A 20776-nucleotide genomic window follows, 5' to 3' on the forward strand; every position below is an offset into this window, starting at 1 on the left:
GGAAATGCGCGTTTACGGCGCAGCCCGCCCGCCGGGCGAGCGCGTCAGACGCGGCTGGCGCCCGGCACCCACAAGACGTCCGCCGCGCCGCGGGCGTTGGCGTAGCGGCCGGCGACGAAGAGCAGGTCCGACAGGCGGTTCACGTAATGCAGCGCCGGCGCGCCGAGGGCGGCTTCCGACTGGTGCGACAATGCGACCATGACGCGCTCGGCCCGGCGGCAGATGGTGCGGGCGAGATGGAGGTGGGCCGAGGCGGCCGTACCGGCCGGCAGCACGAAGGAGGTGAGGGGGCCGAGCTCGGCGTTGAGGCGGTCGATGTCCTCTTCCAGCCGGGTGACCTGCGCCGGCACGATGCGCAGGCTCGCGCCCTCCTCGTTGGCGGCGGGCGGCACGCACAGATCGGCGCCGAGGTCGAAGAGGTCGTTCTGCACCCGGGTGAGGATGGTATCGAGCGCCGCCTCGCCGGAGAGGTGCAGCCGGGCGACGCCGATGGCGGCGTTGGTCTCGTCCACCGCGCCGTAGGCCTCCACGCGCAAATCGTACTTGGGCACCCGCCGGCCGGTGCCGAGCCCCGTGGTGCCGTCGTCGCCGGTCCGGGTATAGATCTTGTTCAGCTTCACCATGGCCCGAACCTACCGCCCCATGGCGAAGATGGTGATCATCACCAGGATGATGGCGAGGAACTGGAACAGCACCCGCATCTGCATCAGCTTCTGCGAGCGCTGCGGCGAGCCGCCCGCCGCGAAGTTGAACAGGCCGAGGAACAGCACCCCGGCCACCACGGCGAGCGCCAGCGGGATGAACAGATAGACGGACCAATGAACCATTTCGGCACCTCGGTATGGCGGGCGTCCGCGCGCACACGAGGGCGCACGCGGGGCGGGACGGCATGGGCCTAGAGGTAGAGCCTTTTCGCCGCCGGACGAAGCGGGAAAATCGCCGGCTCAGTTCAGCGCCGCGATGCCCGCATTCAGCGTGGTGGCGAAGCACACCCAGGCGAGGTAGGGCACCAGGAGCCAGCCCGCGGCGGTATCCACGCGGAAGGCGGCCCGCACGGTAAAGGCCAGGGCCACCACCAGCGCCACGATGATGAACAGCGCCGCATCCATGGCGTGGAGTCCGAAGAAGACCGGCGACCACACGGCGTTGAGCGCCAGCTGGCCGAGGAAGAGGCTGATGGCGAGGGTGCGGCCGGCGGAGGGCGGCACCTTGTCCCACAGCCGCCAGAGGGCGACCGCCATCAGGATGTAGAGCAGCGTCCAGGCGATGGGGAAGGCCATGTTGGGCGGCGTCCAGGCGGGCTTGGCGAGGCCCTCGTACCAGGTCGGGATGGCTGGCGCGGTCACCGCCCCGCCGATGCCGCCCACCACCGCCACCAGCGCGAGGCAGGCGAGAAGCCGCAGGCGCGAGACGGCGCAGGGGGAAAGGGCGCGGGTCGTGGTCGAGGACATGGGTTCAGGCCTTCTTGCGGGCGTATCGACGATCCCTCCGCCGAGGGGGTGACGCCGGCGCAACGCGGCGCCCCCCGGTGCGGGTTCCAGAGCATGGAGTTTCGCCTCAGCTGGCGATGTGCCGGCCGATCTCTTCCAGGGGCAGCTTGACGAGATCTTTGGCGAGCTCGCCGTCCACCAGTGCCTTCACCTTCGCGCTCAGCGCCTCCCGCAGGGTGCCGAGGGCCTTGGGCGGCGCCACGAGGAGGATGCGGCGCGGCGCCCCGCCCGCCACCAGCGCCTCGATGCGCTGGGCGACGCGGCCGATGAAGGCGGCTTCCGCCTCGGCGTGCAGGTCGGTCTCCTCCATGGCGCTGCGCGCGGTAGAGGCGGATTCATGGACGCGGCCGGGCCGGTCGGTGCCCAGCGCCGCGGTGCCCGGGTGAGGTTCGCTGAAGCTCTCGACCACGCTCAGGCGGGGCGCGGGGGCGATGCCGCCATCGGCAAGAAACAGCGCCTTGGCACCGTCACAGACCACCACCAGCCGGTTGGCCTTTTCAAGCTGGGTCATATCTCCCCTCCCTGAGGCGGCGGATGCGCGCCGCACGGACCATTTTTCGGTCTCCTTCTGTCAGATGGGGCCGCCGGCCGCATTGTCCAGCCGCAAGGGAAAGCGGACCGCGGCGAGGCGCTTGCGACCAAATGGCGAAAGGGCCACGCTTGCCCCTGCCGGACGGGCGTGAGACGCTTTCTGGGTTGTACCTGCGCCCCGCGCCGCCGGCGCCCGCGCAGCGATCGCCCTGCGGGGAGACCTCGCCATGCCGTTTCTCGTGCGCTTCCTCCTCCGCCATGCTGTGATCGGCGTCGGCCTCGCGGGCCTGTTCGTGGCCCTGATGGTGGCCTTCGACGTGGCGCGGCTCGGCACGCTCTTCGCCGGCTCGCCGGACGGCTATCTGGCCCTTGCGGTCCTCACCCTCGCGCTGGGCGTCACCTTCGGCAGCGTGCAGATGGGCTTTGCCGTCATGCTCATGAGCGACCGCGCCGAGCCGCCGTCCGGCCGCCGGGCACGGCTGCGCCGCCTCGTGCCGAGCCCGGTGCGGATCGGCGCCCGCCGCTGAAGGCCCGGGCGCCGGGAGGGTCGGAGCGCCCCGTCTCGCGCTACTGCCCCTTGCGCCGCATGGCCTCCGCCAGAGCCGCGCCAAACGCCCCCTGACCGCCCCCATCCGCCGGTTTGCCGCCGCCTTTGCCGGCCGGGGGAGGACCGCGCCGCGCGTCGGTGCCGCGGACATCATTGCCGCGCGGCTGCTCCGGCCGTCCGCTTGAGGGCCGTCCGCCGGCATCGTCCTTGCGCATGGAGAGGGCGATGCGCTTGCGCTTCACGTCCACCTCCACCACGCGCACCTTCACCACGTCGCCGGCCTTCACCACCTCGTGCGGGTCCTTCACGAAGCGGTCGGCCAGCGCCGAGACGTGGACCAGCCCGTCCTGGTGGACGCCGATGTCCACGAAGGCGCCGAAGGCGGCGACGTTTGTCACCGTGCCTTCCAGCACCATGCCCGGCTTGAGGTCGCTCATCTCGTGAACGCCCTCGGCGAAGGTGGCGGTCTTGAAGGCCGGGCGGGGGTCGCGGCCGGGCTTCTCCAGCTCGGTGAGAATGTCGCGCACCGTGGGCAGGCCGAAGCGCTCGTCCACGAAGGCGCGCGGGTCCAGCGCCTTGAGCGCCGCCGTGTCGCCCATGATCTGGCGCACGTCGCGCCCGCAGGCGGCGACGATCTTCTTGGCGACCTCATAGGCCTCCGGATGCACGGCGGACGCATCCAGCGGCTCGGCGCCGTCCGGGATGCGCAGGAAGCCGGCGGCGAGCTCGAAGGTGCGCGGGCCGAGGCGGGCGACCTTGAGCAGTTCCTTGCGGGTCTTGAACGCGCCGACGGAATTCCGATGCGCCACGATGGCCTCCGCCAGCGAGGCGCCGAGGCCCGACACGCGCGCCAGCAGGGACGCGGAGGCCATGTTGAGGTCGACGCCCACGGCGTTCACCGCGTCCTCCACCACGGCGTCCAGGGCTTTCGCAAGGCGCGCCTGGTCCACGTCGTGCTGGTACTGGCCGACGCCGATGGCCTTGGGCTCGATCTTCACCAGTTCCGCCAGCGGGTCCTGCAGGCGGCGGGCGATGGAGACGGCGCCGCGCAGCGACACGTCGATGTCGGGCATCTCGGCGGCGGCGGTGGCCGAGGCGGAATAGACCGAGGCGCCGGCCTCGCTCACCACCACCTTGATGGGCTTCCTGCCGGAGGCGTCCGGCGGCAGCGCGGCGAGGAGGTCGGCGGCGAGCTTGTCGGTCTCGCGGCTGGCGGTGCCGTTGCCGATGGCGATCAGCTCCACATTGTGGCGGCGGATGAGGTGCGCCAGCTCCGCCATGGCGCCCTGCACGTCGTTGCGCGGCTGGAAGGGATAGACGGTGGAGGTGGCGATCAGCTTGCCGGTGCCGTCCACCACCGCCACCTTCACGCCGGTGCGGATGCCGGGGTCGAGCCCCATGGTGGCGCGCGAGCCGGCCGGGGCGGCCAGCAGCAGGTCCTTGAGGTTGCGGGCGAAGACGCGGATGGCCTCCTCCTCCGCCCGCTCGCGCATCTCGCCCATCAGCTCCACGGTGAGGTGGAGCGAGAGCTTCACCCGCCATGCCCAGCGCGCCACCTCCAGCAGGAAACCGTCGGCCGGCGCGCCGTTGGCGAGGGGGATGTCGTAGGCTTCGGCGACGATGCGCTCGGCGGGCTTCACCGGGGTGGTGGCGTCCTCGTCCACCACCAGGTCGAGGGTCAGCATCTCCTCGTTGCGCCCGCGCAGCATGGCGAGCACGCGGTGGCTGGGGGCGGTGGCCCATTTCTCCGAATGGTCGAAATAGTCGCGGAACTTGGCGCCCGCCTCCTCCTTGCCCTCGGCCACCTTGGCCTTGAGCACGGCATGGGCCTTGAGGTGCCCGCGCAGGCGGCCCACCAGCTCGGCATTCTCGGCGAAGGTTTCGACGAGGATGTCGCGGGCGCCGTCCAGCGCCGCCTTGATGTCCGCCACCTGATCGGAGAGGAAGGCGGCCGCGCGCTCCGCCGGGGCGATCGAGCGATCCGCCAGGATCGCCTCCGCCAGCGGCCCGAGGCCCTTCTCGCGGGCGATCTCCGCCTTGGTGCGGCGCTTGGGCTTGTAGGGGAGGTAGAGGTCCTCCAGCTCCGCCTTGGTGGTGGCCGCCTCGATCTTGCCGCGCAGCTCGTCGGAGAGCTTGCCCTGCCCGTCGATGGAGGAGAGCACGGCGGCGCGGCGACTCTCCAGCTCGCGCAGGTAGGACAGGCGCTCTTCCAGCGTGCGCAGTTGGGTGTCGTCGAGACCGCCCGTCACCTCCTTGCGGTAGCGGGCGATGAAGGGAACGGTGGCGCCCTCGTCGATCAGGGAGACCGCGGCCGTGACCTGCGCCGGACGCGCATTGATCTCGGCGGCGATGAGGCGGGCGATGGCGTCGGCATGTCCCTGCGGTGCGGCGGCCATGGGGTCTCCTCGTTTCTCCTCGGTGACGGGGGCACGCCCATAGCCGAGCATTGGGGCGCTGTCACGTTGCGCCTGCGTAGACCAAGGCGCGGCGAGCGACGGGTCCTGCCTGCCACCATCCCTCCCGCCGTCGCCCTCCGGCTTGACCGGAGGGCCCATCCATCCCCTCGCTCCGGCGCCCGACCGCCGGCACAGGCGGCGCCATGGGTCCTCCGGTCAAGCCGGAGGACGACGGCGGTTCGAGGTCCGCAGACTCAGAAAGGCGTCCGCCAGCGCCAGCGTGCCCTCGGTAGGGGCACGCCCATAGCCTGGGCGGTGGGCGCCGCCGCATCCCCCAGCAGCGGGCAAGACGGCGTTACCCGTCGGTCCTGAGCGCCCATCCATCCCTCCCGCCGTCGCCCTCCGGCTTGACCGGAGGGCCATCCATCCCCTCGCTCCGGCGCCCGACTGGCGGCACAGGCGGCGCCATGGGTCCTCCGGTCAAAAGCCGGAGGACGACGTCATCCCCGGCTCAGGAACGCGTCCGCCAGCGCCAGCGTGCCCTGCGTATAGGGCACGCCCATGGCCTGGGCGGTGGGCGTCTCCGCATGGGAGGCGACCCAGGCGGTGAGGAGCATGCGGCGGAGCATGACGAAGACGTCGAGGGCCACCTCCGCGTCCGCCGGCAGGGGGGCAAGGCTGCGGTAGCCGTCCATCCATGCGTCCTTGAGCTCTGGCACCCGCGGCGAATGCTCCATGAAGGAGACGGCGGCGGCGAAGTCGTAGAGAAACCAGGAGAAGCCGCAATCGTCGAAATCGATGAGGGTGAGGCTGTCGCCGTCCGCCAGCAGGTTGGCGAGGCGCAGGTCGGCATGGATCAGGCCGAAGCTCTCCGGACGGCTCAGCGGCGCGAGGCGCTCTTTCAGGGCGAGGGCGGTGCGCTCCAGCAGGCTGCGGCCGGCGGCACCGAGGCCCAGAGCGGCGCGGAAGTCGCCCCACAGGGGCCGCGCACCCAGCATGGCGTCGAAATCCCACACCTTGCGGGAGAAGCCCTCGGGTGGCGTCCAGCGCCGGGCATGGGCGTGGAGGCGGGCATGCAGCGCGCCGAGGCGGCGGAACCAGAAGGGCAAATCGGCGCCTTCCTGCGGCTCCGCGCCGGGCACGAAGGCGAAGGCGGCCATGCGCCGCGGCGTGCCGGAGGCGTCGGTGTCGCGCACCTCCAGCAGCAGGCGGCCGTCGCGCGTGGCGAGCGGGGCCGGTGTCGCCACCATCTCCTCGTCCCGCAGGGCGGTGATCCAGGCGAGCTCCGAGCGGATCTCGGCGGCGTCGTGATAGCCCGGCCTGTAGACCCGCAGCGCCATGTCGCGGCCGCCGCCGGTGATGCGGAAGGTGGCGTTCTCGGAAACGGAGAGCAGCGAGAGCGCCGCGTCCGGCGGCAGCTCCCACTCGGCAAGATGGGCGCGGACCAGGGCCTCGATCCGCGTCAGATACTCGGCGTCGTACAGCACCGCATCACGCCCCGCTGAGGTTGGGCCGGTGCCTATAGCACGGCCGGACGCCGAGGGCGCCCGGCCGCCGACGCCATCAGACGAGGCCGGCGAGGAGGCCGGCGCCGGCCACCGCCACCGCCGCGCCCGCGCCGCGCACGAAGCGCTCGCCGCGCGCCGCGCCCATGCGGGCGATGGCAAGGCCGAGGCCGATGCCGGCGAGGTGCAGGAGCGTCGTGGCGCTCACGAAGCCGAGGCCATAGGCAAGACCAGAGGCATCCGCCGGCATCTCGGTGCCGTGGGCGTGGCCGTGGAACACCGCGAAGAAGCCGACCACCGCCATGGCCGCCGCCAGCGGCGCCTTCACGCCCGAGGCGACGCAAAGGCCCAGCACCACCACCGACAGGGCGATGCCCAGCTCGACGAAGGGCAGCGCCACGCCGGCGACGCCGAGGGCACCGCCCGCGGCCATCAAGGCGACGAAGGTTACCGGCACGGCCCAGGTGGCGCGGCCGCCGAGCTGGCCGGCGAACACGCCGACGGTGACCATGGCCAGCAGGTGGTCGAGGCCGCCGAGGGGGTGGGCGAAGCCGTGGCTGAAGCCGTGGGCATCGCCGACGCCGGTGTGGGCGAAGGCCACCTGCGGCAGCAGGGTGAGGGCGGCGGCGACGGCCCCGAGGCCGGCCGTGCGGGCTGTGCGGTTCATGTTCTTTCTCCCCAATGAAGTGCGTGAAGGGTTCAACAGATGCGGGGCAGTTGATCGCCGACCAGCATGTCGACGATGCGCTCACCCCCGAAGCGCGTTCGCATGACGACCCGTCCGGGCCGTGCCGATGTCACCTCGCCGATGACGGCGGCGCCGCGCCCGAAGGGATGGGCGGCAAGGGCCGCGATGGCGGCATCCGCCTCCTCCGCCGGGACCACGGCGAGGATCTTGCCCTCGTTGGCGAGATAGAGCGGGTCGAGGCCAAGGATCTCGCAGAAGCCCATCACCTCCGGCCGCATGGGAAGGCTCAGCTCGTCGAGCCGCACGCCCACGGCGCTGGCCTCGGCCAGCTCGTTCACCACCGCCGCGATGCCGCCGCGCGTCGCGTCGCGCATCATGCGGATGCCGGGGGCGGCGGCGATGAGGGCGTCGATCAGGCCGTTGAGGGGCGCGCAGTCGCTCTCGATGGTGGTTTCGAGGGCGAGGTCGCCGCGGGCGTTGAGGATTGCGGCGCCATGGTCGCCGAGCAGGCCGTTGACGATCACCTTGTCGCCCGGCCGCGCGCGGGTGATGCCCACCTCAAGCCCGGCGCGCACCACGCCGATGCCGGTGGTGGTGATGAAGAGCTTGTCGCAGGCGCCGCGCGCCACCACCTTGGTGTCGCCCGTGACGATGGCGACGCCGGCCGCCTGCGCGGTCGCGGCCATGGAGGCGGCGACCCGGCGCAGGGTCTCCACCTCCAACCCCTCCTCGATGATGAGGGCGCAGGACAGCGCCACCGGCTTCGCCCCGCCCACCGCGAGGTCGTTCACCGTGCCGCAGACGGCGAGCTTGCCGATGTCGCCGCCGGGGAAGAACAAGGGGTCCACCACGAAGCCGTCGGTGGTGAAGGCGAGGCGGTCGCCGTGGGCCATGAGCGCGGCAAGATCGAAGCGGGCCTGATCCTCCGGTGCGGCACGGCCTTCGCCGGAGAAGGCGGAGAGGAAGACATCATCGATGAGGTCGCGCATGGCGCTGCCGCCGCCGCCGTGGGCGAGCGTCACGGTCTTCTGCGTCATGGGCCGGCGGCGGGAGGGTGCTGCTGCGGCAGGAGTGGTGAATGGCAGGGTCATGCGGCCTCTCCCCTCATACCGCCATATTGATAGTAAGCCGCGCAAGAACCTTCGGAGGAAACCATCAGCGCGCCGAGCGGCGTCTCGGGCGTGCAGCTGGTGCCGAACTCCGGGCATGCCCAGGGCTTCACCGCGCCGGTGAGCACCTCGCCGCAGCGGCAGGAGGAGGGATCGGCCACCTTCACGTCGGGCACGGCGAATTTCTTCTCCGCATCGAACGCCGCATAGGGCGCCGTCAGCCGCACGCCCGACCCGGCGATGGAGCCGAGGCCGCGCCACTCGAAGGTCTCGCGCGGCTCGTACACTTCGCAGACGGCCTTCAGCGCCGCCGGATTGCCGTGCTCCGGCACGACGCGGGCATATTGGTTCTCGATGCGGGCGTCTCCCACCTCGATCTGGCGCAGGACCATGAGAAGGGATTGCAGAAGGTCGATGGGCTCGAAACCGGCAACCACCAGCGGCCGGTGGAATTCCTCGGCGATGAAGCGGTAGGGCGCCGTGCCGATGACCATGGAGACGTGGCCCGGCCCGATGAAGCCGTCGATGCCGAAATCCTCCTGCTCCAGCAAGGCGCGCAGCGTCGGGATGATGGTGATGTGGTTGCAGAACAGGGAGAAGTTCGTCATGCCCTCGCGCAGGGCGCGCTGCACGGTCAGCGCCGTGGAGGGCATGGTGGTCTCGAAGCCGAGGCCGAAGAACACCACCTGTCGTTCGGGATTGCGCCGCGCGAGAGCGAGCGCATCAAGAGGCGAATAGACCATGCGCACGTCGGCGCCGTCGGCCTTGGCCTGGAGCAGGCTCTTCTTCGAGCCGGGCACGCGCATGGCGTCGCCGAAGGTGGTGAAGATCACCTCGGGGCGTTCGGCGATGGCGACGCAATCGTCCACCCGCCCCATGGGCAGGACGCAGACCGGGCAGCCCGGCCCGTGCACGAACTCCACGAGGTCCGGCAGCAGGCCTTCGAGCCCGTAGCGGAAGATGGCGTGGGTATGCCCGCCGCACACCTCCATGATGGCAAAGGGCTTGTCGCGTCCGCGCTCGAGGCGGGCGGCGATGGCGCCGATCTCCTTCACCAGGGCCGAGGCGAGGGCGGGGTCGCGGAACTCGTCGACGAAGCGCATGTCCGTCCTCCTCAGCGCGGGGTGGAAAGCAGCTCGACGCTGCCTTGGGTGAGCGCTTCCATCTCGGCCGCCGCCTCGCCGATCTCCGCGAGCACCTTCAGCGTCGCGGAGGCCTCCTCCTCGTCGATGCGGCTCATGGCGAAGCCCACGTGCACCAGCACCCAGGCGCCCACCAGATCCTCCAGCGGCGCGCCGGGCTCGGTGACGCACACCACGTCCACCGTGCGGCGCACGCCCGAGACGTCCACCACGCACAGCATGGCCTCCGCGTCCGCGACGGCGACGATCTGTCCGGGAATGCCGAGGCACATGGCGTTTTCCTTCTCAGTGCACCGTGCTCAATGGGATTGGCCGAAGGCGCCGCCACGGGAGATTCCGTAGCGGTCGAGCTTGGCGCGCAGCCCGACGCGGGAGAGGCCCAGCTCCTCGGCGGCGCGGCTCTTGTTCCAGCGGCAGCGCACCAGCGTCTCGGTGAGGATGGTCGCCTCCATGCGCTCGATGCGGTCCTTCAGCGGGCCGTTGTCGGGCAGGGCGATGGACGAGGCCGCCAGCGTCTCCGGCGCCCGCGTCTCCGCCGCCGCGGCCCGCACCACATGGGGCGAGAGCAGGTCGGCGCTGAGCATGTCGCGCTCGGCCAAAACCAGCATGCGCGTCACCTCGTTCTGCAGTTCGCGCACGTTGCCCGGCCAGTCGTAGGCCCGCATGCAGCCGAGCGCTTCCTCGGTGAAGCCCTTGGCGCGCTTGCCGTGCTGGGCGCTCAGGCTGTCGAGGATGCTCTGGGCCAGAACGGGAATGTCCGCTCGCCGCTCGCGCAGCGCCGGCAGGGTGAGCACCATGGCGCTGAGCCGGTAATAGAGGTCTTCGCGGAACCCGCCGCGGCCGACCTCGCCCTTCAGGTCGCGATGGGTCGCGGCGAGCACGCGCACGTTGACGCGCTTGGATTCGTTGGAGCCCACCGGGCGGATCTCGCCCTCCTGCAGGAAGCGCAGGAGCTTCACCTGGAAGGCGGGCGACACGTCGCCGATCTCGTCGAGGAAGATGGTGCCGCCGTCCGCCTGGTCAAGCAGGCCGATGCGGGTCACGTGGGCGCCGGTGAACGAGCCCTTCTTGTGGCCGAAGAGTTCGGATTCCAGGAGCTCGTCGGGGATCGCGCCGCAATTCACCGCGAAGAAGGGGCGGTCCGAGCGCAGGCTGGAATAATGGATGGCGCGGGCGATGAGCTCCTTGCCGGTGCCGGTCTCGCCGTGGATCAGCACGGGCACGTCGAAGGTCGCCACCTGCGCGGCGCGGGTGCACAGGGCGCTCAGCGGGCTGCCGGGGGCGCGCACCAGCGTGTCGAAGTGGAAATTCTGCTTCACCCGCGCTTCCAGCGCGCCGAGGCGTGCCTCGGCATTGGAGGTGGTGAGCTTCATTTCCAGGTTCAGCCGCTCATGGTCGCGCTGGAGCTGGAAGAGGTGGGCGGCGTTGCGGGCGGCGAGGAGCAATTGGTCGGGGTGCCAGGGCTTGGCGATGAACTGGTAGATGCCGGCGTCGTTGATGGCGCCGATCATGTCCTCCGGCTCGGTGTAGCCGGTGACGATGATGCGCAATATGTCCGGCCAGCGCTCGCGCACCTCGGTGAGCAGCGCGACTCCGGAGGTCTGCGGCATCCGCTGGTCGCAGAAGACCGCCTGGATCCACTCGTTCTCAAGAATGCGCCGTGCCTCCTCCGCATTGAGGGCGGTGAAGACGTCGAACTCCTCGTCGAGCACGCGGGCGATGACCTCCACCGAGCGCGGCTCGTCATCCACCACGAGGATGGCGGGGCGGCGGTTCATCGCGCGCCTCCCACTGCTGTGGGAAAGACTGCGGCGCGCAGGGCCGAGGCCTCGGCCTCGCGGGCGCTCGCCAGGTCATTGAGGCGGGCGGCGCGGGCGGCTTCCAGCCAGTTGAGCCAGCGGGCAAGGCCGATCTCGCCGCGCGAGGAGGTGGTGAGGATGTCCGCCGTCGGGTTGATGCGGCGGATGTTGGCCTCCAGCGTCGCCATGTCCGCATCCACATAAGGCGCAAGGTCCGCCTTGGTGATGAGCACGAGGTCGGCGCCCTCGAAGATGTCGGGATATTTGAGCGGCTTGTCCTCGCCCTCCGCCACCGAGATCAGCGTGACGCGCTTCGTCTCGCCAAGGTCGAAGGCGGCGGGGCAGACGAGGTTGCCCACATTCTCGATGAACAGCACGCCGCCGGGCGGCAAGGGCAGCTTTTCCAGCGCGTGGCCGACCATGTGGGCGTCGAGGTGGCAGCCCTTGCCGGTGTTGATCTGCACCGCCGGCGTGCCCACGGCGCGGATGCGGGCGGCGTCGTTGTCGGTCTGCTGGTCGCCCTCGATGACGGCGCAGGGGATGCGGGCGGCGAGCGCCTTCAGCGTCTCCACGAGAAGCGTCGTCTTGCCGGCGCCGGGACCGGAGAGGAGGTTCAGCGCCAGCACGCCCGCGCCATCGAGGCGGTTGCGGTTGCGGCCGGCGTAATCATCGTTCTTGGCGAGGATGGAGGTTTCGATCTCCACCATGCGCGCCTGCGTCAGCCCCGGCGCATGGGCGCGGGCGGGGCCGGTGCCGTAGTCCAGCGTGCCGGCGTCGGGCGCGGGGGGATGGTGATCGTCGTGGTGATGGTGGTCGTGGTCATGCCCGTGGGCGTGATCGTGCGCATGGCTGTGGGTGGTGCCGTCCGCATGGGTGTGGGTGTGCGGATGGTCGTGACCATGGGCGTTGTCGTGGGAATGGGAATGGGAATGGCCGTGCGCCTCGGAAATGGTGGCGCCGTCGCCGCTGCAGCCGCAGACCGTGCACATCACATCACCTCCAGGTCTTTGATCTTCATCTCGGTGCCGCCATTGGGCACCAGCCGTTCCCCGCCGCATTTCGGGCAGGGGGCGAGGCGGTGATTGAGCGGCACCGTGTCGGAGCAGTCGAAGCACCAGGCGGTGCCCTCCTCCTCCAGAACCACCAGCTCGGCGCCGTCCGCCAGCGAGCCCCGCGTCACCACGTCGAAGCCGAAGCGCAGCGCCTCCACCTCGATGCCGGCGAAGCGGCCGATGGCGAGGCGCACGCGGGTGACGCGCGAGAAATTCTGGGCCTTCGCCGCCTCTTCCATTGCCGAGAGCAGGCTCTCGCACACGGCCATCTCATGCATAAGCGGGCTCCGTGGCGAAGGAGAGGGTGACGGGCACGCAGGGATTGATGGCGCAAACGAGGAGCGGCGCAAGCCAGCGCGTCCGCGCCCCCGGCGAGAGGGCGGCGAACCCCCGCTCCAGGAGGCCGCCGGGGGCAAGGTTCCAGGCGCTGGGCGATAGGATGCGATAGGCGGCGACACGTCCCTCGACCACATCCGCCCGATGCCCAAGCAGCCCGCGTGCCGCAGGGGCGATGCCGGCGGGCAGGGCCGGGGCCGGGCGGGGGGTGAGATGGGCGAGGCAGTCCGCCAGCCGCGCGAGGAGCCGCACGAACAGGCTGGGCCCTTCGGACGCGAGCAGCGCGGAGAGGAGTGGGGTTGCGGCGACGCGGCCGAGCGCCCCCGTCTCGCGGTGGGAGCCGATGGCGGCGGCGGGGCGGGCCAGCGTGGCGGCGAGCGTTTCCGCGCTCAGTTCCGGCAGATCGGCGCGGCCCTCCGCTGGGTCGGCGTCGCGGCGGATGAGGGCGAGGACGCAAGCGGTGGCGGTGGGCGCCTCGGCGAGCCACGCGTCCAGCTCGGCAGGGGTGAAAGCGGCAAGGTCGCTGCCGTCGCCCACGAGGGCGGCATGGAAGGCACCGGTGTCCGCTTGCGCGAGGAGGCCGAGGGCGGCGCGGTCCGGGGCCATGCCCAGCGCGACGGGCAGGGTGTGCAGCAGGGCCAGGGCATGGTCGCGCACGGTTTCCCGCGCCATCTCCCGCCCCTTGGCCTCGGCATCGGCGGCAGCGGGCAGGCCGAGGGCCGAACGGGCGGCGAAGGCGTGCGCAGCACCGCACAGGTTGAACACGAGGGGCGCGAGGCGCGCCGCCGCCTCGGGCGTGAGGCCGATGAGGGCCGCGGCCGGGTCGGGCCCCTCCTCCCGCGCCACGCGCCAGCCGCCCGCCCGCGCATCGGGCGCGAGGGTGAGGCGGCGGAGCATGGTCGCGGGGCGCATCATGCCGCGCCGTCCCGAAGTTGGTCGGCGGCGGACGGGCCGAGGATCAGCGCGCGGCGGGACATTTCGGCGGGCGCTGTCGCGCGCGGGCGGGGGGCGTTTCCGGCCGCCTCGTCGGCTGCTGCCTCCGCGGCGGCGCGGGCGGCGTCCTCCGCCTCCGCCCGGCGGCGGATCTCGCCGGAACGGGTGCCGTCCTCCCGGTTGGCAGGATCGAGCAGGCCGGGGATCACCGCCTCGGCCGTCTCCACCGCCTGCAGCATGGAGGAGAAATCGAACATGGGGGAAAACAGGGAGCAGGCCTTGTAGGGGCCGGTTTCGGGCCGGTTGGCGGCGAGGAACTCGTATGCCCCCGAGGGGAAGTCGATGAGTTCGCGGTCGCCCGTTTTCAGCGTCGACCAGTCGTCGGCGGCGTTGGGCAGGAGCACGATGTTCATGAACCAGGGCGTCACCAGCACGCCCATCACCCGCCCGTCATGGATGCGGAAGCCCACCGCCTTGACGCCGAGGGTGCCGTTGACGAAGGGCACGCCCTTCATCTTCGCGGCGTGGATCTCGCGGAACACCGCCTCGAACGTGCCCGGCGCCTCGGCCAGCTGACGCTCCAGCGCGGGATCGACCGGGGCGGGCCGCATCACGGCGGGCAGATCGGGCGTGCCGCCGTCGAGCACCATGAAGGCGTCGCGGGCGCCGTCGCACACCGGGCAGCGCCAGTGGTCGGGCAGGGCATTGAACGGCGTGCCGGGCGGGATCTGCCACGCCTCGCACCCCTCGGCGGGATCGTAGACGTGCCAGCACACCTTGCACTCAAGGCGCGCCGTGGGGGCAAGGCGCGCCCGGTCGCCGAGATAGGAGCCGTCGAAGAAGCTGTGCTGGGAGAGGGGCTTGGACATGTCGCGCCTCACCGCATGGCCGCCAGCACCTCGGTGAGGCGCTCGGCGGAATCGGCGATGTCCTCGCGGGCGGCGCAGGCGACTTCCGGCACCTCGCTCACCTCGATGGTGTCGAGGATGAGCATGTCCTGCGAATTGTAGAAGCGCACCCGCCAGACGTGCCGCGTGCCCGTGGCGTCGATGCGGCAATTGCCGTAGCCGCGCGAGAGCACGGTGGTCGCGCCGGGGCCGAGCCGCGCGTCCAGCATGGCGAGGTCTTCCGGCGTGTGCGGCAGGAGGGAGAGGTTGATGACGTGCGCCGGGTCTCCCGGCTGGCGGTTGCGGGAGCGGTCGTCGATCTCCACCAGCAGGGCCGGCGCATTGAAGATGCCCGGCGCCGGCGCATCGAGGCCCGTGAGGTCGATGCCCGCACCCGCGCCGAAGGCCCTCACCAGCGCGCCGCGGGGGAAGGCGCCCACCTCGATCCGGTCGGTGCCGGTCGCGCCGCGCAGGCGCCAGACGCCGGCGAAGGTGGCTTCCTGGATCTCCATGGCGCGGGCATCGCCGCGGCCTTCCACCTTCACCGCCACCTCACCCTCGCCCATGGCCTCGTCCACCAAGGCGACATTGGCGGCGTCGAGATGGGCGAGGTCGATGATGCGGCTCTCGCCCGGCTGCCAGCTTTCCAGCGCGGCGATCACCTCTGCCAGAACGGCGAAGGCGGGGGCGTAGCGGTCCTTGTCCTCCACCTCGATGAAGGGGGCCTCGAAGGTGCGCATGCCCGAGGGCATCTGGAGATAGGCGAGGCCCTCATCCTCGGCGGTGGACTGGCTGCCGGGGCCGAAGCCGATGGGGGGCTGTGTGGCGAAGGGGGACGAAGACATTTGGGGCAGCCTTCAGTGGGTGGCAGCGGAGGGGGCGGCGAGCAAGGCGCGGAGCTTGTCGAGATATTCGTCCCAGTCCCGCATGCGGGCGATGGCGCCCACCGGCTGGCCGGCGCGCAGCACCACGATGGCGGGGAGCGCGAGGCTCATGGTGTCGCGCAGGGCCGCCTCCGCCTTGGGGCCGGCGATGGCGATGCCGATGGCTTCGGAGCCGCCCAGTGCCTTCACCAGCTCGGGCAGCACCACGGCGATGTCCGGGCTCTCCAGATGCGCCTTGCCGTGGGACGGCAGGAACAGGAAATGGTCGCGCGCATCGAGGGAGGCGGCATCCTCCAGCGTCTCGACGGAGGGCCAGGCGCCGGCCTCGCTGAGGCGGCGCACGAGGGGATGGAGATCGGGAGCGGCGACCGGGGGCATCAGGCTTCCTTTCGGCCGGCGGCATAGGCCGCGGCGAGATGGGGCGGCAGGACCGGCTCGCGGTCCACGAGATCGGCGAAGGCGCGGTCGATGAGGCCGGCGTCGGCCTCCCCCGCCATGATGGCGGCGACGCCGGCGAGGGCTTCCGCGATGAGGCGCGCCTCCTCCGCATCGAGGCGGCGGCGGGCGGCGCCCTGGAACACCAGCACGTGCTCCCCGGCCTGCGCCTCGGGCACGAGGGAAAGATCGACCTGTTCCACGCGTCCCTCGGCGGAGCACAAGGCATGGGTGTCGCTGCGGCTCTCGATGCGCATGGGAAGGCCGAGGCACATGGGATCAGCCTCCGGCCCGGACGAGGACGCGGGCGTCGCCCACGCGGCAGGCGTCCTCCGCGCTCGGTCGTTCGGTCTCATAGGCGTCGCGGGCGACCGCCGCGGTGACGAGGGAGCCGTCGCCCGCGCGGGGCGTGGGCTCAATGCCGAACTCGTCCTTGAGGATGGCCAGCACCTTGCGCGCGGCGGGCTCGATCTGCGCCGCGACTGTCTCGGTGAGGCCGCCGCCGTAATCGTCCAGCACCTCCGGCTGCACGCCCACCAGCACGATGCGGCCGGGGGTGTGGCCGCGCAGGGCGAGCAGGCCGAGGATTTCCTGGAAGCCGGTCTGGTGCAGGCTCACCTTGCGGGCGGCGAGCACCGCGGGGACATCGGCATCGGCGCGGATGTGGAGGGTGCCGGGTGCGGAGCCGAAATCCACCGCGTCGACGATGATGACGCCTTCGGCTTCTTCAAGGTAGGGCAGGAGATAGAGGCCCTGCGTGCCGCCGTCGAGCAGCGTCACGGGCTCGGGGAAGGCGAAGGCGCGGTCCAGGGCTTCCAGCACCCGCACGCCGAAGCCCTCGTCGGCCCACAGGATGTTGCCGATGCCGAGCACCAGAATGCGCGCACAAATCCGTTCGCCGTCCATGCGACGCACTCCTCCCTGCCATGACCTCCCACGACGGTCTGCCGCCGCCTGATTTCGAGTTCGTCTAAATCAAGGACCGTGCCAAGCCGGCCAGAAGCCGGCCAAGGGGTTGAGTCGGATCATGGCGCGTACCGCCCCCGGAGATGGCGGTAATGTGGATGTTGGAAGGATGATGATCGAAGCATGGTGAAACTGGAATCAAAATATCCAGTTTCCGCATGTCGGAAGGCTTTTCCACACGGCGGCGATGGGCCCGGCTGCGACGATCGTTAGCAGCTGCACGCGTTTGTGGGTGCGGTGCAGCCAGGCATACCGGCAAAGAAAAAGGGCGCGGCCGGAAGCCACGCCCTTCGTTCCATGGTGCTGCCCTCGGGCTCACTCGGGATCGTCGTCCCGGAAGGTGCGGTGGCCGTTGGTGATGGCGGAGATCATGGACTGGCGGGACATGATGTCCTCGCGGATCACCGAATAGACGTGGATGATGATGAACAGGATGATCACCCACATGCCCATGTGGTGCAGCGTATGCACCTGCATGGAGCCGCCCAGCAGGGGGATGACCCAGCCGAACAGCTTCGACTGCCACGAGCCGAGCCCCGTGCCTTCCGAATAGAGGGCGAAGCCGGTGAGGATCATGAAGGCGAGGCCCAGCACCATCACGAAGAACAGGAACACCTGCGCCAGCGGATTGTGCCCCACGAACTTCAGCGGCCGGGGCTTGAGGAAGGCATACCACTGCACCTCGGTGAAGAAGCCCTTCCAGAAGCTCGCCCGCCAGAAGGGGAAGGTGAACAGCTCCCGCGAATACTTGTTGCCGAAGAAGGCCCAGATGATCCGCCCCAGGAACCCCACGGCGAGGATGTAGCCCGCCGCGAAATGCACGAAGCGGATGGTGCCCATCAGGAAGTGGGAGCTCGCCTCCCCCGACAGGGTCGGGAAGGGCGAGCCGATGAAATAGCCGGTGACGCACAGGACCAGGATGGAAAGCGCGTTCACCCAGTGCCACAGGCGCACCGGCGCCTCGTAGACATAGACGGTGGTCAGCTTCTTTCCGGTGGCCGCCACCGGCACCGGGGCGGGCGCCGGCCGGGCGCCCGCGGGCGGGGAGAGGGAGGTGTCCGTCATGGCACGCCCTCCCCTCAGCGCACGGTGACGCGCGCCAGCTCAGCCCCGTCGTCGGACATGACGTGGGTGGAGCAGGCGAGGCACGGGTCGAAGGAGTGGAGGGTGCGCAGGATCTCCACCGGCTCCTCCGGGCGCTGCATGGGGGTGTTCATGAGGGAGGCCTCGAACGCGCCGATGTTGCCCTTGGGATCGCGCGGCCCGCCGTTCCAGGTGGTGGGCACCACGCACTGGTAGTTCTCGATCCGCCCGTCCTTGATCTTGATCCAGTGGCCAAGGCCGCCGCGCGGCGCCGCCACGGTGCCGACGCCCTTGGCTTCCTTCGGCCAGGTGGCGGGGTCCCACTTCTCCATGTTGGCGGTGGCGGTGTCGCCGGCCTTGATGTTGGCGATGAGGTGGTCGAAATCGTCCAGCATCATCTTGGCGCAATAGTGCGCCTCCAGCGCCCGGGCGAGGGTGCGGCCGATGGTGGAGGGCAGCGCCTGCTTGGCGGTGAGCTGCGTGCCGGCCAGAGTGTTGAACATGCCAAGCGACTCGTCCACCTGCCCCTTCACATAGTCGACGCCCTGGGCATAGGCGAGGATGTAGCGGGCGAGGGGGCCCACCTCCACCGCATTGCCCTTCCAGCGCGGCGCCTTGATCCACGAATACTTGGCGTTCTCGTCGATCTGCTCGATGTTGGTGCGCGAGCCCTTGGCGTCGGGGCCGAGCTTGTACTGCGGCTCGGTGATGCCGTCCCACGGATGCAGGCCCTTGTCCTTGTCCGCATCGCCGTAGGTGTACCAGGAGTGCGCCACGAACTCCTGCACCTGCGCCGGGTCGCGCGGGTCGATGGGGTGCACCTCGTTCCAATTGCCGTTGAGGATGACGCCGCCGGGCAGGCGGTCGGTCTTCTTCTGGCCCTGGATGGCTTCATAATCGCCATAGTCCATGACGTTCTGGCCGGAGAGGCCGCCGCCATAGAGCCAGCCTTTATAGAAAGAGGCGATGGCGATCACGTCCGGCACATAGACGTTCTGCGAGAACTCGAAGGCTTCCTGAAGCTTCAGCTTCACGAAGTTCAGCCGCTCCATGTTGAGCGGGGCGCCGGCGGCGAGATCGCCGTTCATGTTGATGGCGCACGGCACGCCGCCCACCAGATAGTTCGGATGCGGGTTCTTGCCGCCGAAGATGGTGTGGACCTTCACGATCTCGCGCTGGAAATCGAGCGCTTCCAGATAGTGCGTCACCGCCATCAGGTCGGCTTCCGGCGGCAGCAGATAGGCCGGGTTGTCCCAATAGCCGTTCTTGAAGATGCCGAGCTGTCCACTCTCCACGAACTTCTTCAGCCGGTTCTGTACGTCGCGGAAATAGCCGGGCGAGGACTTGGAATGCGACGAGATGGACTGCTGCAGCACCGAAGTCGCCTTCGGGTCCGCCTTGAGCGCATTCACCGGGTTTACCCAGTCGAGCGCGTGCAGATGGTAGAAGTGGACCACGTGGTCGTGCCACTGCAGCACCTTGGCCATGATCTCGCGGATCAGGAAGGCGTTGTTGGGGATCTTGATCTGGAGGGCATCCTCCACCGCGCGCACCGAAGTGAGCGCGTGGCAGCCGGTGCACACGCCGCAGATGCGTTCCACGAAGGCCCAGGCGTCGCGCGGGTCGCGGCCCTTGAGGATGACTTCCAGCCCGCGCCACATGGTGCCGGTGGAGACCGCGTTGCGGATGACGTTGTTGGCATCCACATTCACCTCGCAGCGCATGTGGCCTTCGATGCGGGTGACCGGATCGACGACGATGCGCTTGCCGGAGGTGTCGAGGGAAAAGCCGTTCGGCGTCTGGATGGTCACTTCTCGCCTCCCTCGGTCTTCTGGGCACCGTCGGTGTTCTTGTGCTGGGCGCGCTTCAGCGCGCTGATGGCGGCATGGGCCGCGACACCCGCGCCCACGGCGCCGGCGGCAACGAGGCCCACCTGGTCGGCATTGGCTTCAACGCCGAAGCCCGAGCCCTTGAGGTCGGCGAGGCGCGCGTACCACGAGCCCTTGTCCCAGAAGCCGTCTTCCGAGCAGCCGATGCAGCCGTGGCCGGCCTGGATGGGGAAGGAGACGCCATCGTTCCAGCGCACGGTGGAGCAGGCGTTGTAGGTGGTGGGGCCCTTGCAGCCCACCTTGTAGAGACAATAGCCCTTGCGCGCGCCCTCGTCGTCGAAGCTCTCCACATACTGCCCGCTGTCGAAATGCGGCCGGCGATAGCATTTGTCGTGGATGCGCTGGGAATAGAACATCAGCGGCCGGCCCTGGCGGTCCAGCGCCGGGAGCTGGTCGAAGGTGAGCATGTAGGTGATGACGCCGGTCATCACCTCGGCGATGGGCGGGCAGCCCGGCACCTTGATGATGGGCTTGTCGAAGATCACCTCGTGCACGGGCGTGGCGCGGGTGGGGTTGGGGCGCGCCGCCTGCACGCAGCCATAGGAGGCGCAGGAGCCCCAGGAGATGATGGCCTTCGCGTCCTTCGCCACCTTCTTCAGCTGGTCCACGAAGGGCTTGCCGCCGATGATGCAATACATGCCATCCTCGTTCAGCGGCGGGTTGCCCTCCACCGCGAGGATGTAGTTGCCCTTGTACTTCTCCATCACCTCGTCGAGGATCGCTTCCGCCTGATGGCCGGCGGAGGCCATGAGGGTGTCGTCATAGTCGAGCGAGATCATCGACAGCACCACATCCTTCACCAGCGGATGCGCCGAGCGGATGAAGCTCTCCGAGCAGCAGGTGCATTCCAGCCCATGCAGCCACAGCACCGGGGTGCGCGGCTTGGTCTCCATGGCCTGCGCGATCTGCGGCGCGAACTCTGGCCCGAGGCCGAGGGCCGCCGCCGTGAGCGAGCAGTATTTCAGGAACGAACGGCGGGTGATGCCCTGCCGCCGCATGACCTCATAGAACGTCTCGAGGGCCATAAAGGCGTCCCCCCTTGGCTGACCTTGACCACCCCGCCGGCGTCGAGGCCGGGGGATTGGAACCATTTCAGCAAGGCGT

23 protein-coding genes are annotated in these 20776 nt (G+C 70.1%); 1 reads left to right on the forward strand and 22 read right to left on the reverse strand.

The features are described from left to right. Nucleotides 1–44: 44 nt before the first annotated feature. From ABLE93_RS11340 to ABLE93_RS11355, 4 genes are all read right to left on the reverse strand, one after another. A complete protein-coding gene (locus tag ABLE93_RS11340) occupies nt 45–623 on the reverse strand; it encodes a cob(I)yrinic acid a,c-diamide adenosyltransferase (RefSeq protein WP_348839908.1) in 579 nt (192 codons plus the stop codon). Between the two features lie 9 nt (nt 624–632). Next, on the reverse strand, nt 633–827 hold the full coding sequence (locus ABLE93_RS11345; protein WP_348839909.1) for a twin transmembrane helix small protein: 195 nt from the start codon (nt 825–827) through the stop codon (nt 633–635). Nucleotides 828–944: 117 nt separating this feature from the next. Then, complete coding sequence (locus ABLE93_RS11350) at nt 945–1451, reverse strand: TspO/MBR family protein (RefSeq protein ID WP_348839910.1); 507 nt, start codon at nt 1449–1451, stop codon at nt 945–947. A gap of 106 nt (nt 1452–1557) precedes the next feature. After that, nucleotides 1558–2001, reverse strand: a complete 444-nt coding sequence (locus ABLE93_RS11355) for a host attachment protein (protein WP_348839911.1) — start codon at nt 1999–2001, stop codon at nt 1558–1560. 247 nt (nt 2002–2248) lie between these two features. Here ABLE93_RS11355 and ABLE93_RS11360 point away from each other — a divergent pair, with 247 nt between their 5' ends. Beyond that, nucleotides 2249–2548, forward strand: a complete 300-nt coding sequence (locus ABLE93_RS11360; protein WP_348839912.1) for a hypothetical protein — start codon at nt 2249–2251, stop codon at nt 2546–2548. Between the two features lie 40 nt (nt 2549–2588). On the opposite strand, the gene ABLE93_RS11365 is transcribed toward ABLE93_RS11360, so the two are convergent. The 18 genes from ABLE93_RS11365 to ABLE93_RS11450 all read right to left on the reverse strand — a co-directional run bounded on the left by ABLE93_RS11365 (nt 2589) and on the right by ABLE93_RS11450 (nt 20697). Further along, nucleotides 2589–4964: a Tex family protein gene (locus ABLE93_RS11365; RefSeq protein ID WP_348839913.1), complete on the reverse strand. Its 2376-nt coding sequence runs from the start codon at nt 4962–4964 to the stop codon at nt 2589–2591. A 500-nt stretch (nt 4965–5464) separates the two neighbouring features. Then, nucleotides 5465–6451, reverse strand: a complete 987-nt coding sequence (locus tag ABLE93_RS11370; RefSeq protein ID WP_348839914.1) for a phosphotransferase enzyme family protein — start codon at nt 6449–6451, stop codon at nt 5465–5467. A gap of 76 nt (nt 6452–6527) precedes the next feature. Then, entirely contained in the window at nt 6528–7136 is a 609-nt protein-coding gene (locus ABLE93_RS11375; RefSeq protein WP_348839915.1) for a HupE/UreJ family protein, read from the reverse strand. A gap of 32 nt (nt 7137–7168) precedes the next feature. Further along, nucleotides 7169–8194 carry a hydrogenase expression/formation protein HypE gene (hypE, locus tag ABLE93_RS11380; protein WP_348840098.1) on the reverse strand — a complete coding sequence of 342 codons (1026 nt, stop codon included), beginning with the start codon at nt 8192–8194 and terminating at the stop codon, nt 7169–7171. Nucleotides 8195–8244: 50 nt separating this feature from the next. Further along, nucleotides 8245–9369, reverse strand: a complete 1125-nt coding sequence (gene hypD / locus ABLE93_RS11385) for a hydrogenase formation protein HypD (protein ID WP_348839916.1) — start codon at nt 9367–9369, stop codon at nt 8245–8247. A gap of 11 nt (nt 9370–9380) precedes the next feature. Beyond that, entirely contained in the window at nt 9381–9680 is a 300-nt protein-coding gene (locus ABLE93_RS11390; RefSeq protein WP_348839917.1) for a HypC/HybG/HupF family hydrogenase formation chaperone, read from the reverse strand. 27 nt (nt 9681–9707) lie between these two features. Next, nucleotides 9708–11186 carry a sigma-54-dependent transcriptional regulator gene (locus ABLE93_RS11395; RefSeq protein WP_348839918.1) on the reverse strand — a complete coding sequence of 493 codons (1479 nt, stop codon included), beginning with the start codon at nt 11184–11186 and terminating at the stop codon, nt 9708–9710. Continuing rightward, nucleotides 11183–12196, reverse strand: a complete 1014-nt coding sequence (gene hypB / locus ABLE93_RS11400; RefSeq protein WP_348839919.1) for a hydrogenase nickel incorporation protein HypB — start codon at nt 12194–12196, stop codon at nt 11183–11185. Before hypB ends, ABLE93_RS11395 begins: the two co-directional genes overlap by 4 nt. Further along, complete coding sequence (gene hypA / locus ABLE93_RS11405; RefSeq protein WP_348839920.1) at nt 12196–12537, reverse strand: hydrogenase maturation nickel metallochaperone HypA; 342 nt, start codon at nt 12535–12537, stop codon at nt 12196–12198. Before hypA ends, hypB begins: the two co-directional genes overlap by 1 nt. Beyond that, the gene (locus tag ABLE93_RS11410; RefSeq protein ID WP_348839921.1) at nt 12530–13510 is read right to left on the reverse strand and encodes a hypothetical protein; all 981 of its coding nucleotides are present in this window, start codon (nt 13508–13510) and stop codon (nt 12530–12532) included. The genes hypA and ABLE93_RS11410 overlap by 8 nt, the downstream gene beginning before the upstream one ends. Next, a complete protein-coding gene (locus ABLE93_RS11415) occupies nt 13507–14397 on the reverse strand; it encodes a [NiFe]-hydrogenase assembly chaperone HybE (protein ID WP_348839922.1) in 891 nt (296 codons plus the stop codon). The genes ABLE93_RS11410 and ABLE93_RS11415 overlap by 4 nt, the downstream gene beginning before the upstream one ends. 8 nt (nt 14398–14405) lie before the next feature. Then, complete coding sequence (locus ABLE93_RS11420; RefSeq protein WP_348839923.1) at nt 14406–15260, reverse strand: hydrogenase expression/formation protein; 855 nt, start codon at nt 15258–15260, stop codon at nt 14406–14408. Nucleotides 15261–15272: 12 nt separating this feature from the next. After that, a complete protein-coding gene (locus ABLE93_RS11425) occupies nt 15273–15677 on the reverse strand; it encodes a thioredoxin domain-containing protein (RefSeq protein ID WP_348839924.1) in 405 nt (134 codons plus the stop codon). Then, nucleotides 15677–16009 carry a HypC/HybG/HupF family hydrogenase formation chaperone gene (locus tag ABLE93_RS11430; RefSeq protein ID WP_348839925.1) on the reverse strand — a complete coding sequence of 111 codons (333 nt, stop codon included), beginning with the start codon at nt 16007–16009 and terminating at the stop codon, nt 15677–15679. Before ABLE93_RS11430 ends, ABLE93_RS11425 begins: the two co-directional genes overlap by 1 nt. A 4-nt stretch (nt 16010–16013) precedes the next feature. Then, complete coding sequence (locus tag ABLE93_RS11435; RefSeq protein WP_348839926.1) at nt 16014–16640, reverse strand: HyaD/HybD family hydrogenase maturation endopeptidase; 627 nt, start codon at nt 16638–16640, stop codon at nt 16014–16016. A 375-nt stretch (nt 16641–17015) separates the two neighbouring features. Next, on the reverse strand, nt 17016–17765 hold the full coding sequence (gene cybH / locus ABLE93_RS11440; RefSeq protein ID WP_348839927.1) for a Ni/Fe-hydrogenase, b-type cytochrome subunit: 750 nt from the start codon (nt 17763–17765) through the stop codon (nt 17016–17018). Between the two features lie 14 nt (nt 17766–17779). After that, entirely contained in the window at nt 17780–19594 is a 1815-nt protein-coding gene (locus tag ABLE93_RS11445; protein WP_348839928.1) for a nickel-dependent hydrogenase large subunit, read from the reverse strand. Continuing rightward, nucleotides 19591–20697: a hydrogenase small subunit gene (locus ABLE93_RS11450; RefSeq protein WP_348839929.1), complete on the reverse strand. Its 1107-nt coding sequence runs from the start codon at nt 20695–20697 to the stop codon at nt 19591–19593. The genes ABLE93_RS11445 and ABLE93_RS11450 overlap by 4 nt, the downstream gene beginning before the upstream one ends. Nucleotides 20698–20776: the final 79 nt, after the last annotated feature.

Source organism: Xanthobacter pollutisoli, from assembly GCF_040044995.1.
Taxonomy (GTDB): domain Bacteria; phylum Pseudomonadota; class Alphaproteobacteria; order Rhizobiales; family Xanthobacteraceae; genus Xanthobacter.